The sequence below is a fragment of the Phaeobacter cretensis genome, from assembly GCF_047372505.1.
GTDB classification, from domain to species: Bacteria; Pseudomonadota; Alphaproteobacteria; order Rhodobacterales; family Rhodobacteraceae; genus Phaeobacter; species Phaeobacter cretensis.
Map to the genome: position 1 here is coordinate 610018 of NZ_JBKBEU010000001.1, position 13323 is coordinate 623340.

13 protein-coding genes are annotated in these 13323 nt (G+C 57.4%); 10 read left to right on the forward strand and 3 right to left on the reverse strand.

Annotation, left to right across the window (positions count from 1 at the left end):
* Positions 1-3: 3 nt before the first annotated feature.
* Positions 4-291, reverse strand: coding sequence for an Asp-tRNA(Asn)/Glu-tRNA(Gln) amidotransferase subunit GatC (gatC, locus tag ACEWZM_RS02970; RefSeq protein WP_414005029.1), 288 nt, complete (start codon positions 289-291; stop codon positions 4-6).
* Between the two features lie 156 nt (positions 292-447).
* Here gatC and ACEWZM_RS02975 point away from each other — a divergent pair, with 156 nt between their 5' ends.
* The gene (locus ACEWZM_RS02975) at positions 448-1140 is read left to right on the forward strand and encodes a metal-dependent hydrolase (protein ID WP_414005030.1); all 693 of its coding nucleotides are present in this window, start codon (positions 448-450) and stop codon (positions 1138-1140) included.
* A 129-nt stretch (positions 1141-1269) separates the two neighbouring features.
* Here the strand turns inward: ACEWZM_RS02975 and ACEWZM_RS02980 are convergent, their stop codons facing one another.
* Both ACEWZM_RS02980 and ACEWZM_RS02985 read right to left on the reverse strand, forming a co-directional pair.
* The gene (locus ACEWZM_RS02980) at positions 1270-1893 is read right to left on the reverse strand and encodes a DNA-3-methyladenine glycosylase I (protein ID WP_414005031.1); all 624 of its coding nucleotides are present in this window, start codon (positions 1891-1893) and stop codon (positions 1270-1272) included.
* A gap of 111 nt (positions 1894-2004) precedes the next feature.
* A complete protein-coding gene (locus ACEWZM_RS02985; RefSeq protein ID WP_414005032.1) occupies positions 2005-2466 on the reverse strand; it encodes a nucleoside deaminase in 462 nt (153 codons plus the stop codon).
* Positions 2467-2527: 61 nt separating this feature from the next.
* On the opposite strand from ACEWZM_RS02985, the gene ACEWZM_RS02990 reads away from it, so the two are divergent.
* The 9 genes from ACEWZM_RS02990 (at position 2528) to ACEWZM_RS03030 (ending at position 13313) form a co-directional block, all read left to right on the forward strand.
* A complete protein-coding gene (locus ACEWZM_RS02990) occupies positions 2528-3853 on the forward strand; it encodes a pseudouridine synthase (protein WP_414007941.1) in 1326 nt (441 codons plus the stop codon).
* 189 nt (positions 3854-4042) lie between these two features.
* Positions 4043-4951: a 5-bromo-4-chloroindolyl phosphate hydrolysis family protein gene (locus tag ACEWZM_RS02995; protein ID WP_414005033.1), complete on the forward strand. Its 909-nt coding sequence runs from the start codon at positions 4043-4045 to the stop codon at positions 4949-4951.
* Positions 4952-4973: 22 nt separating this feature from the next.
* Positions 4974-6170, forward strand: coding sequence for a toxic anion resistance protein (locus ACEWZM_RS03000; RefSeq protein ID WP_414005034.1), 1197 nt, complete (start codon positions 4974-4976; stop codon positions 6168-6170).
* A gap of 86 nt (positions 6171-6256) precedes the next feature.
* Positions 6257-7141 carry a DUF2927 domain-containing protein gene (locus tag ACEWZM_RS03005; protein WP_414007942.1) on the forward strand — a complete coding sequence of 295 codons (885 nt, stop codon included), beginning with the start codon at positions 6257-6259 and terminating at the stop codon, positions 7139-7141.
* Positions 7142-7228: 87 nt separating this feature from the next.
* The gene (locus ACEWZM_RS03010) at positions 7229-8419 is read left to right on the forward strand and encodes an SPFH domain-containing protein (RefSeq protein WP_414005035.1); all 1191 of its coding nucleotides are present in this window, start codon (positions 7229-7231) and stop codon (positions 8417-8419) included.
* Between the two features lie 501 nt (positions 8420-8920).
* Positions 8921-10024, forward strand: a complete 1104-nt coding sequence (locus ACEWZM_RS03015; protein ID WP_414005036.1) for a TFIIB-type zinc finger domain-containing protein — start codon at positions 8921-8923, stop codon at positions 10022-10024.
* Positions 10025-10124: 100 nt separating this feature from the next.
* The gene (locus ACEWZM_RS03020; protein ID WP_414005037.1) at positions 10125-10796 is read left to right on the forward strand and encodes a nitroreductase; all 672 of its coding nucleotides are present in this window, start codon (positions 10125-10127) and stop codon (positions 10794-10796) included.
* 28 nt (positions 10797-10824) lie between these two features.
* Entirely contained in the window at positions 10825-11271 is a 447-nt protein-coding gene (dtd, locus tag ACEWZM_RS03025; protein ID WP_414005038.1) for a D-aminoacyl-tRNA deacylase, read from the forward strand.
* Between the two features lie 455 nt (positions 11272-11726).
* Positions 11727-13313, forward strand: coding sequence for an ABC transporter substrate-binding protein (locus ACEWZM_RS03030; RefSeq protein ID WP_414005039.1), 1587 nt, complete (start codon positions 11727-11729; stop codon positions 13311-13313).
* The last annotated feature ends 10 nt before the right edge of the window (positions 13314-13323 follow it).

Here is a 13323-nt window from a genome sequence, read left to right on the forward strand (position 1 = left end):
GTCTTATTCAACCACCTTGGGCACTGCAAAAAAGCCTTCGCGGGCATCGGGAGCATTGGCCAGGACCTTATCCTGCTGGCTGCCATCCGTGACTTCATCGATCCGGCGCTTCAGGCGCTGGGGCGTGACGGAGGTCATTGGCTCAACGCCCTCGACATCCACCTCGTTCAGCTGCTCAATAAAGCCAAGGATTGTGTTGAACTCATCTGCCAGCGCGGGCAGAGCGTCCTCTTCGACCTTGATACGGGCCAGTTTGGCCACCTTGGCGGCGGTGCTTTGGTCAATCGACATGGAAACCCTCATCTCGTGTTAAGACGCATTTACCGCCGTGCCGCCGCCGCCGCAAGCCTATGGGAACGCTATTCGAGTTATGGACCCGTTGATCGGTGGATTTTTCCCGATGCGGCGATAGTGTGAAGAGACTCAAATCAGCAGGAGAGAAGCACAATGAAGATCATCTGGCTTGGGCATGGCAGTTTTCGTATCGAAACCGTGGGGCAGGTTCTGCTGATTGACCCTTGGCTAACCGGCAACCCGATGCTGCAGGGTGACCAGCACAACGAGGCCCTTACCGGCGCAACACATATCATTCTGACTCATGCTCATTTTGACCATGTCATCGATGTGCTCGCATTGGCGCGCCGGTTGGATGTGCCAATTGTGGGCCAATATGATCTGATGGGCCTCTGGGGAGAGACCGAGGGTGTTACCACAATCGGCTTCAACAAGGGGGGCACGGTCAATCTTGATGGTCCCAAACTGGCGATGGTGCCTGCCTCGCATAGCTCAACCTTCTCGACGCAGGACGGGCTGCGCACCGGCGGTACCGAAATTGGCTATATGCTGATGAGCGAGGGCAAGACTGTCTATATCTCCGGTGACACCGGCATCATGGCGGATATGGATTGGATGGGTGACTACTACAAACCTGACATCGGCATTCTTAGTGCAGGTGGACATTTTACCATGGATATGGCGCAGGCGGCCTATGCTGCGAAGAGATATTTCAAGTTCAAGACGTTAATTCCTTGCCACTATCGCACCTTCCCGGTGCTGGAACAAAGCGCTGCAGTACTTACAGAATCTCTTCCCGATGTGCAGGTGATCGAGCCTCAGGTTCTGGAAGCGATCGAAGTCTGAACAAATACTCCAGTCCGGACCATGATCTGCGGGACAGATTTGGTCCCGTTGGACGTGGCACCAGCCCTTCCGGGCCGGTGCTAAAGTCAGATCAAGACACTAATAGTGGCGGTCAAAAAATAAGTTCCATCAAATCGCTATCCGCAGTGCAGGTGATCTGAAATTTGCCCGCGCCTCAGTCACTTTGGCACGGCAGATGCAATATGTTGCGTGATCATTGACCAGCCCCATTGCCTGCATGAAGGCAAAACAGGTGGTGGGGCCAACAAATTTCCAGCCACGCTTCTTCAACTCTTTTGACAGCGCTATGGAATGCGGTGTGATAGAGGCCGTTTGAGGCAGCACCTGATCATCAGGTCCGGGTTCATATTGCCAGAAAAACGCAGCAAGCGAGCCTTCGGCCTCGACCATTTCCACCGCTCGCATGGCGTTGTTGATCACCGCCTCGATCTTGCCGCGATGGCGAATGATGCCTGCGTCCTGCAACAGCCGATCCACATCTGCCGGGCCAAAATGGGCGACCTTGGTCCAATCAAAATCGAGGAAAGCCACACGAAAATTTTCACGCTTGGCCAGAATGGTTCGCCAGCTAAGACCCGATTGAAAGCTCTCTAGGCAGATCTTCTCAAATAGGCGGCGGTCATCATCAACGGGGTAGCCCCACTCGTTATCGTGATAGGGTAGAAATTCAGCAACCGATCCGGCCCAACCACAACGCAACTGCCCGTCAGGTGCCAGAAATTCCTTACTCATAGGCCTTTGCCTTTCTGCTAATGCCAATCAGAAACGCTACGCTATGGGCCGCGCTATTGCTGCGTCAAGCACGGGGTTACCCTGCACCTGACCATCCCCACCCGCCGCTGATCAATCTCCGCCAGAGCGGCGCGCAGCAAAAAAATCTTTTAGCAGAGTTTCCGCGGCACTGGCGCTTATACCTTCGTAAACCTCTGGTGTGTGATGTGCCTGGGAATGCGAGAACACACAGGCCCCATGGGCGACACCGCCGGATTTAGGATCAGACGCACCGTAGTAGATACGTCCGATACGGGCTGCAGCAATTGCAGCAGCGCACATCGCGCAGGGTTCCAGTGTGACGTAGAGGTCATGATCCATCAATCGTTCGGTGCCTGCAGCAGCACAGGCCTCTCGGATCACCAGCATCTCTGCATGAGCTGTCGGATCGTTCAATTCACGGGTGCGATTACCGGCTCTCGCAACCGCCTGACCTGCCGGAGAGATGAGAACCGCCCCGACCGGCACCTCTCCGCGCGCCGCCGCAGCGCGCGCTTCCGCAAGAGCAATATCCATGTAAGAACGAAACGGCATGCCCCTCCCTGCCTCAGAATGGGAGCTTTCGCAACTGCGCGGAATGATCTATGGCCTCCATATGAGCAAAACACCATCTTCCCCCAAGGGCCAGCGCCCCGGCACGGCCAAACCGGCCCGCACCACACGTCCAGTAGCGGCGCGTACAAGTAAGGCAGCTGCCGACTCGTCCGCAACCGGCGACAGCCCTGAAGGCGACCGCATCGCCAAAGTCCTGTCCCGCTCCGGTGTCGCCTCCCGACGTGAAGCCGAACGGATGATCGCCGAAGGTCGCGTCGCGGTGAACGGTAAGGTGATCGACAGCCCGGCGCTCAACGTGGTCTTGGGTCGGGATCGGATCGTGGTGGATGGCAATCCGATGCAAGATCCCGAACCACCGCGTTTGTGGATGTATCACAAACCATCAGGTCTGGTGACAACGACAAGTGACGAGTTGGACCGCAAGACCATCTTTGACGAATTACCCGAGGACATGCCGCGCGTCATGACCGTGGGTCGGCTCGACCTCAACTCCGAAGGATTGCTGCTGCTGACCAACGACGGCGGGATCAAGCGCCAGTTGGAACTGCCCTCGACGGGGTGGCTGCGCCGTTACCGCGTTCGGATCAACGGCCGCCCGCAAGACACTGATTTTGAACCACTAAGGCAGGGGTTGGTGATCGAGGGGGAACGGTTCCAGCCGATGACCGTGGCACTGGACCGCCAGCAGGGCGCAAATGCCTGGCTGACAATTGGCCTGCGCGAAGGCAAAAACCGCGAAATCCGCCGCGCCATCGAAGATATCGGCTTCACGGTAAACCGCCTGCTCCGCCTGTCCTACGGTCCGTTTCAGCTGGGCGCTCTGAAACCCGGAGAGGTCGAAGAACTGCGTTCACGCGTTGTTCGCGATCAGCTGGGTTTAGCAGCTCCGGACACCGAAGAAGAGGAAAAGCCCAAACGGCCTGTGCGACAGCGCCCCGGCTCTGGTTCCGGTTCCGGTTCCGGTTCCGGTTCCGGCAAACCAGCGAGTAAACCGAGCGCAAGGCTAGGCGGAAAACCGGCAGGGAAACCTCTCGGTCGATCCTTTGGCACGTCAGAGCGGTCTGGTGAAAAGTCCGGCGACCGCACCGGTGCCCGTCCTTCGGGGAAGTTCTCCTCCTCGGGCAAGCCCGGCGGCAAATTCGCAGGCAAAGGCAAATCATCTGATCGGTTTGCGGATCGATCCGACGGCAAAACATCAGGCGGCAGCGCAGCCAGATCGTCTGACAGACCTGGCGGCAAGCCCGTAGGCAAATTCGGGAGCAAACCTGGTGGCAAGCCAAGCGGTAAACCTTCCGGTGGTGGTGGAAACCGCAGTACCGGGCGCGGCCCTGCACCGCGCAGCGGTGGCAAGCCACCACGCCGATAATAGCCAAGGTCGAGAAGCTGCGTCTATGGCATCAGAGTTCCCCCTAGCAAGATGGCGCTGCATATCCTAAGTTTCCAATTGGTTGGAGCGCTCATCTCGGGGGAATAGACGTGCAGAAACTCGCCTTTGTGGCCTTGCTGATCCTAATGATCGGTCTGGCAACCGGCTGGCTGGTCGGAGGCTGATCGCATGGCACAACGTTTTGGCGGCAAATACAGCCCCGATGACCGCGACCCGAAAGCGGAACAGGAGCCCGAGGCGCGCCCAGCGCCCAACGGGTATCGCAGCGCTAAGGTCGATCCCGTTGGGGTGCGCGCCAACCTGATGGTACTGCCTGCCGGGTTAATAGCACTCTTGTCAGTTTTCTCGAGCGCCGCCGGATTGGCCTTTGGCTTACTCGCAGCCGCTACATGGGCCGGGTCCGCCTATCTGTTACGCGATGGCCTACGTGCCGAAGCGGCCTATGATGAACGCACCGTTGCGCGCCGCCCTGTGCTTCCGCGCAAAATTGTAGCCGCCGGTTTATGTGGAGTTGGCACCCTGTTTGCCGTGTGGCGACAAGACCCCGGAGCGCTGTCAGCTCTGATTTATGCCACTGCAGCCTTAGGCCTGCACATCGCCGCATTTGGCCTTGACCCACTAAGCGACAAGGGCACAGAGGGCATCGACGGTTTTCAGCGTGATCGCGTTGCCCGCGTTGTCGATGAGGCCGAAAACTATCTGTCTGCCATGAAAGATGCCGCCCTGCGCGCCCGTGATCGCAAGGTCGAACAGCGCGTAGATGCATTTCAGGAAGTCGCACGCGATCTTTTCCGCACGGTTGAGGAAGATCCTCGCGACCTGACCGGAGCACGGCGCTACCTGACAGTTTATTTGATGGGCGCACGCGACGCGACAATCAAGTTTGCCGATATCTACACCCGCAGTGGCGACGCCCAATCACGCGTAGATTATCTGGCGTTGTTACAGGATCTTGAGGAAAACTTCGCCGCCCGCACCCGCAAGATGCTACGAGAAGATCGCACTGATCTGACCGTTGAAATCGACGTGCTGCGGGATCGTTTGCAGCGTGAGGGTGTCCATCTGGACACCCGCTGACATAGCCATAAGGAATTTGCACATGTCCGAGACGACTCAAAAGAAAGCCGCCCAAGAGGCAAAGGAAATTTCCGAAATCACCGCGATCGCCTTGCCGGAACCGATGGCCGAAATCCAATCTCTGGAACAAGCCGATCAAACCACCAGTACCGATATCAAGTCACGCATGGCGCAGATCGACATGTCGGACAGCAATTCGATCATCAACTTTGGCTCTGGCGCACAGGCCGAATTGCAGCAAATCAGCCAGGCCATGCTAACGGATGTTCGCAATAAGGACGTAGGCCCCGCCGGAGATTCTCTGCGCAATATCGTCACCACCATCCGAGGCTTTTCGGTGTCGGAACTTGACGTGCGTCGCAAGCGTAGCTTCTGGGAGCGGCTGTTGGGTCGGGCCGCGCCTTTCGCCAAATTCACCGCGCGGTTTGAGGACGTACAAGACCAGATCGACCGCGTTACCGACAATCTTCTCGGTCATGAACATAAGCTGCTGAAAGACATTAAGTCACTCGACCTGCTCTATGCCAAGACACTGGATTTCTATGACGAGCTGGCGCTCTATATCGCGGCCGGTGAGGCCAAACTTGCTGATCTGGATGTCACCGAGATCCCTGCACTTGAGGACGCCGTTGCTGCTGCACCTGAGGCGGATCAGGTCATGCGCGCACAGGAGCTACGCGACATGCGGGCGGCACGTGACGATCTTGAACGCCGAGTGCATGATCTGAAGCTAACACGCCAGGTGACCATGCAGTCTCTGCCATCCATACGGCTGGTGCAGGAAAATGACAAATCACTGGTCACCAAGATCAATTCCACGCTGGTGAATACCGTACCGCTCTGGGAAACCCAGCTAGCGCAGGCGGTTACCATCCAGCGCTCTGCCGAGGCGGCGGCTGCAGTGCGCGATGCCAATGATCTGACAAATGAACTGTTGACCTCTAACGCCGCTAACTTGCGGGAGACCAACAAGGTGATCCGCGAAGAAATGGAACGGGGTGTCTTCGACATCGAAGCAGTGAAACAGGCTAATGCAGATCTAATCGGTACCATTCAGGAAAGCCTGCAGATCGCTGATGATGGTAAGGCCAAGCGTGCCGCTGCAGAACAGGATCTGAAGAAGATGGAAGCCGAATTGCGCGACACATTGGCGGCTGCAAAAGCGCGTCGCGATGGTGTCGGCGACAACGCAGCCACGGCGGTCCCCGGCACGGCATGACCAAGGCTGATATCATATTGCAGGGTGGAGCGTTGCGACGGCTGTTTCCGGCGCTTGTCGGCACTGTTGCCACCGCCGCCTTGCTTATGGGGTGTGAACCGTTGGCGGAGCGGACGTCTCTGGTGCCGCCAACGCGACCAGCCAATTTGACCCCCGCGCCCAGAACACCCTCGGCCGAGAGCCAAAGGTTGGCGCGCTACTACGGTGCTTTGCAGCAGGATCTGCTGACACGGGGATTGTTGCGTACCGACGGCGGTGGCCCGGAAACGCCGTATGATGCAGATGATCTGCGCCAAAACTTCGAGTTAATCGCCTTTTATGACGAATATGGCAGTGGCAATCTGCGCACCTCGGGCGCATTGGGGCGCTGGGAGGGGCCGGTGCGGCTGCGCGCAGATTTTGGCCCTTCGGTCAGCGCGGAACAGCGGCAGAAAGACAGCCAGACCCTTGATAACTATGCCGCGCGTCTGGCGAGGGTCACAGGCCACCCGATCAGCACCACCACCAGCCGTGCCCGCGCCAATTTCAACGTGATTTTTGCCGGGGCCGACGATAGCGCGTATGTCGCCGAACGGGTGCGCGATCTCTTGCCTTCGATCAGTGATGCCGATCTTCAGGTCTTTGCCAACCCGCCGCAAAGTTACTATTGCCTCGTGCGCGCGGGCGGCCTGCAGGCAGATCCCTCCTCTTACATGCGCGGAGTGGCGCTCATACGCGCTGAACACCCAGATCTGGCACGCCGCAGCTGTATCCACGAAGAAATCGCCCAAGGCCTAGGCCTGCGCAATGACAGCCCAAGCGCGCGCCCCTCGATCTTCAACGATGACGATGAATTTGCGCTTCTGACCAGCCATGATGAGAACCTGTTACAGGTTCTCTATGACTCACGTCTGCGCCCTGGCATGTCCGCCGATGAGGCCCGGCCGATCGTAAAGACAATAGCATATGATATATTGGGGGAGCCACAGTAGCTCCCTGCGCCTGTATGCCTTACCCTTGCGAGGCTACGGCACACGCCTGACCAGATGCCGTGTGCATCACCGAAAGAGGATGAAACTATGGGTATATTCGACTTTCTCAAAGGAGAGTTCATCGACGTCATCCACTGGACCGATGACACCAACGATACGCTTGTTTGGCGGTTTGAGCGCGAAGATCACGCAATCAAATACGGGGCCAAACTAACCGTGCGTGAAGGCCAGGCCGCCGTCTTTGTCCACGAAGGTCAATTGGCGGACGTCTTCACCCCTGGTCTCTATATGCTTGAGACCAACAACATGCCGGTGATGACGACTTTGCAGCATTGGGATCACGGGTTTCAGTCACCGTTCAAATCCGAGATCTATTTCGTCGACACCACGCGTTTCAACGATCTGAAGTGGGGTACGAAAAACCCAATTATGGCGCGCGACCCTGAGTTCGGTCCGGTCCGGCTGCGCGCGTTCGGAACCTATAGCATCCGGGTTGTTGATCCTGCACGTTTCCTGACCGAAATCGTTGGCACCGATGGTGAATTCACCATGGATGAGATTTCATTCCAGATCCGCAATATCATTGTTCAACAAGTGAGCCGCGTGCTTGCAGGCTCGGGTATCCCTGTTCTCGATATGGCAGCAAATACTGCTGATCTGGGTAAGCTGGTCGCAGCCGAGATCACAGCAACAGTGGCCGAGTACGGCATTGCAATTCCGGAGCTGTATATCGAGAATATCTCGTTGCCCGCAGCCGTAGAACAGGCCTTGGACAAACGCACCCAGATGGGCATCGTCGGCGATCTTGGACGTTACACCCAGTTCTCTGCGGCCGAGGCGATGACGGCCGCCGCTCAGACCCCAAATAGCGGGATGGGTGCCGGGATGGGCATGGGAATGGGCATGGCGATGGCGCAGCAGATGGCTCAGATGGCGCAACCCGGTGCCGCCGGTCATGCAGCGGGTCACGCTTCCGGTCCTTGGAGCGCCCGGCGCGCGCCCGCTGCCACGCAAGCGCCAGCGCAAGCCGCGCCCATCGCACCGCCGCCACCGCCAGTGGAGCATGTCTGGCACATTGCCGAGAACGGTCAAACCACAGGGCCGTATTCAAAGGCACGTTTGGGCCGTATGGCGCAGGAAGGCGGATTACGCCGCGACAGTCTGGTCTGGACACCCGGCCAAGACGGCTGGAAGTCCGCTGGCGATGTATTGGAGCTGGCACAGCTCTTCACTGTCCTGCCACCGCCTCCTCCGCCACCGGCTCCGCCAGCCAACTAACAGATGCATCGCTGCAGGGCGCTGGACAAAAAGTGCCCTGCAAATGATCTACGCAGCTCTTATGTCGCTAAGATTCTCGACCAATAATCCGATGCAGTGCGCTGTCATGGCTTCACTGGACAAGCTTGATTCCGTTGCTCTAAATCGTTCTGGCCGAAGCTGGCGAAAACGACACCAAGCCCAGTTTCGCACCTGCCACAGACGCCCGCGTTGGATTGATCCATTCGCCAGTCGCGCTGATCTGGATCCTGGTCTATTTGCGCAAAGGGCTATTCGCGCCTGCAAGAGCTGGCGGAATATCAGCATGAGATCGCGTGTGATGCGTTGCGATTTGTCATTGTCCCCTGCGGGGTGTTGTTCCAGCTTTGGCATCATTTCTTGTTGAAGGACGTCGCCCACGGCATCATGGTGCCGGAACCGCTGCACTAGTATCTTTGAGGCCCATTTGTGACCCATACGCCGCCACCTCCGCCACCGTCCACTCAGTCTTCAGCTGGCAATATGTCGGCATCCAACACTGACGCACCCTTGGAAGAGCACCGTTTTCCTTGTGAGCAATGCGGGGCGGATTATCGATATGATCCGCAGAATGGCACTCTCACCTGTGATCATTGCGGCCATCAGGAGACAATCCGATCCGGCCCGTGGCGTGGTGGCAGCCTGCGCGAGTTGGATTTTGAAACTGCGCTGGCATCCGGTCTCGCCGAGGCCGATATGGAAGAAACCCGTGTATTGCGCTGTCCGAACTGCGCTGCACAGGTTGAACTGGGTCCGCAAAACCATGCCGGCGAATGCCCCTTCTGTGCGACGCCGATGGTCACAGACACCGGAACTCACCGCCATATTAAACCCAAGGGCGTTCTCCCCTTCGCCTTTGACGAACGCAGCGCTCATCAAGCGATGTCGAACTGGTTGGGACGGCTGTGGTTCGCCCCAAACGGCCTGCAGCAATATGCCCGAAAGGGGCGGCGCATGGATGGCATCTATGTGCCGTATTGGACCTTTGACGCTGACACCCGGTCACAGTATCGCGGCCAACGCGGCACGGTCTACTATGTCACTGAAACGGTGATGGTCGATGGAAAGCGCCAGTCCCGCCAAGTACCGAAAGTCCGGTGGCGACCTGTTTCAGGTCGGGTTAAACGGTTCTTTGACGATGTTCTTGTTTTGGCGTCCAAGAGCCTCCCAAAGAAGAATACCGATGCGCTTGAACCTTGGGATCTTTCAGCGCTGGAACCCTATCAGCCACAGTATCTGGCCGGTTTCCGGGCCGAAGTCTATGCGGTGGAACTGGACAAAGGCTACAGCGAGGCCAATGCGCGGATGCGCAGGGTGATTGAGCGTGACGTCCGGTTCGACATCGGCGGAGATCGTCAACGCATTGAACATATCGACAGTGAATTTGACGATATCACTTTCAAACACGTGCTGCTGCCGGTCTGGCTAGCGGCCTATAGATACCGGGGAAAAACCTACCGCTTCGTGGTGAACGGCCAATCAGGCCGGGTACAGGGGGAACGCCCCTATTCCGCGTGGAAGATCGCAGCGGCCATAGCATTGGCCATGCTGGTCGGCGGAGCAGTGGCCTACTTCGGATCGCGTTAACACTTGGGATCGCTTTGCCCCCAGGATCGCTTCAAACCGTGTGATGCATGCCCATTCTTTCTTTGCATCATATGGCACACCCACGGCACGAGGATCTCCAATGACCACCCTGCCCGCACTTGATGTTTTGTTCAGTCAGCGCCACAGCTGCCGCGCCTTTCGGCCCGACCAAGTACCCCGCGCGGTGATCGAAGATATTATTCGCTGCGCGCAGAAGATCCCATCCTGGTGTAATGCGCAGCCGTGGCAGGTGACGATGTTCGGCGGCAAAGCTACCGATATGCTGCGCGACGCGCTGAAGGAGGCGGTCGAAACGGCCTCCGCTGCACCCGATCTGCAGTTTCCCGAGCGCTACAGCGGGGACTATAAAGCGCGCCGACATGCCTGCGGTTGGGCCTTATACGAGGCAGTTGGTGTCACACGCGGCGACCGGGCAGCTTCACATCGGCAAATGATGCGGAATTTTGACCTGTTTGACGCCCCCCACTGCGCGATTCTGACCAGCCCCAAAGAGCTTGGCCCATATGGCGCGCTAGATTGCGGTGGTTTTATAGCCGGCTTCACGCTAGCCGCGACTGCCGCCGGTGTCGCCACGATTGCGCAGGCAGCTGTTGCGACATATGCCCCGATGCTTCACGCGGTTTGCGGCATACCAGAGGATCGCAATATCCTTTGTGCGCTGTCGTTTGGCTATGCTGATACGGATCATCCGGCCAATCAATTCCGAACCGAACGCGCCGAGCTTGAAGAGTTCATCAGCTGGCGCGATTGACACGGCCCATCACTACGCAGGAAACCACATGCGCGCCCTTATACAACGAGTTTCTCAAGCCTCCGTCACTGTTGAAGACGATATCATCGGTGACATTGGCCCCGGCTTGTTGGTGCTGATCTGTGCAATGGAGGGTGATGGCAAAGCCGAAGCGGATCAGATGGCCACAAAGATCAGTAAGCTTCGCATCTTTCGCGATGACAACGGCAAGATGAACCGTTCGGTCAAGGACATTGGTGGCGGCGCGTTGGTAGTGAGTCAATTCACCCTCGCCGCTGACACCCGACGTGGAAACCGTCCAGGGTTCTCCAGTGCCGCTGCGCCGGATCTTGGCCGAACGCTCTATACCCGGTTCGCCGACCAATTGGCCTCTCTGGACGTGCCGGTTACCCGCGGCTCATTTGGCGCTGATATGCAAGTCTCGCTGGTCAACTCCGGCCCGGTGACCATCTGGATGGATAGCGCTGATTGGTAATTTCGGTCAAAAAACAGATGTCGTTTATCGTCCGTTCTCACCACTGCAATCGGGCTCGGTATGAGCATATATACCAAAGCGAAAAGTCGCGAATTCCGCCGATCCAGGCAATTCGTAAAGCGACGGCTGGTATCCACAAAAACACCACCTTAATGTGAATTATCATCTTAAAAACATCCAAAAGATGAATTTCATACTGCAATAGCGATAGTATTTGGAGCCACGAAAGGGTGGTTTTTTTGCATATATTGCCCTGCCAACCATTCACTTCCAGTCAAATACGACATACCACTCGCAAAAGGCGACGGAATTACCGTCTCTTCATGACTTTGCAGCCCCGGATGGCGCCAAAAATGGCGGTAATAAGGGTTGCGAGGTTGCAGCAAATGCGCAAACCTTGAATGACAATTCAAGAAATGACGTGTTCAGCGTCTACGCACGACAGGGAGTCCGCAATGAAAGACCAACTCGATTTCATGACGCAAAGCGTCACCTCCGGGAAAATGACCCGGCGTGAATTCATGGGCAAAACCGCAGCACTGGGGATCAGCGCCGCTGTGGCTGGCAGCCTGTTCGCCCGCGCAGCTGAGGCCGCAGGCCCGGTCAAGGGTGGCACGCTAAAGCTCGGCTCCATCGGCGGTGGCAGCACCGACTCGCTGGATCCAGCAGTGGCCGCAAGCCAGGTACCATATCACAACCTTAACCAGTTTGGTGAGACGCTGGTGAATGTAACGCCCGAAGGTGGCATCGAAAACCGCATCGCTGAAAGCATCGAAGCCAGCGCGGACGCCAAGACCTGGACCTTTAAGATCCGCAAGGGCGTTGAATTCCACAACGGCAAAACTGTCACGGCCGAGGATGTGATGCGCACCATGGAGCGCCATTCCAACGACGACAGTCAATCCGGTGCGCTTGGTATCATGCGGGGGATCGAAAGCATGAAGGCTGATGGCGACGATTTCGTTGTCTCGCTGACCACTCCCAATGCCGACCTGCCCTATCTGATGGCCGACTACCACCTGATGATTCAACCCGATGGCGGCTTTGATAACCCAACGGCAGGCATCGGCTCCGGCGCCTATATGTTGGTTGCAGATGAACCAGGTGTACGTCACCTGTGGAAAAAGAACCCCAACTACTGGGATGACAGCCGCGGCCATGTTGATGAGGTCGAGATTGTCGTGATCAACGACGCAACCGCCCGTATGGCGGCGCTGCAGTCCGGTCAGGTGCACATCGCCAACCGTGTTGAGCCCAAGGTAGCAGGCCTACTGGACCGCGCGCCTAACCTCTCCGTGCGCAATGCTGCAGGGCCCGGCCACTATGTTTTCATCATGCATTGTGACACCGCGCCCTATGACAACAACGAACTGCGTCTTGCGCTGAAATATGCCATCAACCGCGAGGAAATGGTCGACAAGGTTCTGCGTGGCTACGGTTCGGTTGGCAATGATATGCCGGTCAATGGGGCCTACCCGCTGTTTGACGACAGCATCCCCCAGCGTGCATTTGATCCTGTCAAAGCCGCAGAGCACTATAAAAAATCCGGCCATGACGGCAGCCCAATCACTCTTCAGGTGTCGGATGTTGCATTCCCCGGCGCGCTGGATGCTGCTCAGCTGTTCCAACAGTCGGCAAACGCAGCAGGTATCCCACTGGAGCTGAAGCGTGAGCCCGGTGATGGGTACTGGTCGGAAGTCTGGAACGTTCAGCCGTTCTGCGCCTCCTACTGGGGTGGCCGTCCAGTACAGGACCAGATGTATTCCACCGCCTATTTGTCGACTGCAGACTGGAACGATACCCGCTTCAAGCGCGAAGATTTTGACAACCTGCTGTTTGCCGCCCGCGGCGAGTTGGACGAAACCAAGCGCAAAGCGATCTACAGCCAGATGGGCATGATGGTTCGCGATGAAGGCGGTTTGATCTGCCCGATGTTCAACGACTTCATCGAAGCGACCAGCAGCAAGGTTCAGGGTTGGGTGGTGGATTCCACTGGTGACACCATGGCCGGCAAATGGTCGCATAAGTGCTGGTTGGCCTAATAGAGGTTTA

Excerpts from the sequence above, each read along its gene's own strand:
- gatC (WP_414005029.1), bottom strand. The coding sequence starts at position 291 with ATGTCGATTGACCAAAGCACCGCCGCCAAGGTGGCCAAACTGGCCCGT.
- ACEWZM_RS02975 (WP_414005030.1), top strand. The coding sequence starts at position 448 with ATGAAGATCATCTGGCTTGGGCATGGCAGTTTTCGTATCGAAACCGTG.
- ACEWZM_RS02980 (WP_414005031.1), bottom strand. The coding sequence starts at position 1,893 with ATGAGTAAGGAATTTCTGGCACCTGACGGGCAGTTGCGTTGTGGTTGG.
- ACEWZM_RS02985 (WP_414005032.1), bottom strand. The coding sequence starts at position 2,466 with ATGCCGTTTCGTTCTTACATGGATATTGCTCTTGCGGAAGCGCGCGCT.
- ACEWZM_RS02990 (WP_414007941.1), top strand. The coding sequence starts at position 2,528 with ATGAGCAAAACACCATCTTCCCCCAAGGGCCAGCGCCCCGGCACGGCC.
- ACEWZM_RS02995 (WP_414005033.1), top strand. The coding sequence starts at position 4,043 with ATGGCACAACGTTTTGGCGGCAAATACAGCCCCGATGACCGCGACCCG.
- ACEWZM_RS03000 (WP_414005034.1), top strand. The coding sequence starts at position 4,974 with ATGTCCGAGACGACTCAAAAGAAAGCCGCCCAAGAGGCAAAGGAAATT.
- ACEWZM_RS03005 (WP_414007942.1), top strand. The coding sequence starts at position 6,257 with ATGGGGTGTGAACCGTTGGCGGAGCGGACGTCTCTGGTGCCGCCAACG.
- ACEWZM_RS03010 (WP_414005035.1), top strand. The coding sequence starts at position 7,229 with ATGGGTATATTCGACTTTCTCAAAGGAGAGTTCATCGACGTCATCCAC.
- ACEWZM_RS03015 (WP_414005036.1), top strand. The coding sequence starts at position 8,921 with ATGTCGGCATCCAACACTGACGCACCCTTGGAAGAGCACCGTTTTCCT.
- ACEWZM_RS03020 (WP_414005037.1), top strand. The coding sequence starts at position 10,125 with ATGACCACCCTGCCCGCACTTGATGTTTTGTTCAGTCAGCGCCACAGC.
- dtd (WP_414005038.1), top strand. The coding sequence starts at position 10,825 with ATGCGCGCCCTTATACAACGAGTTTCTCAAGCCTCCGTCACTGTTGAA.
- ACEWZM_RS03030 (WP_414005039.1), top strand. The coding sequence starts at position 11,727 with ATGAAAGACCAACTCGATTTCATGACGCAAAGCGTCACCTCCGGGAAA.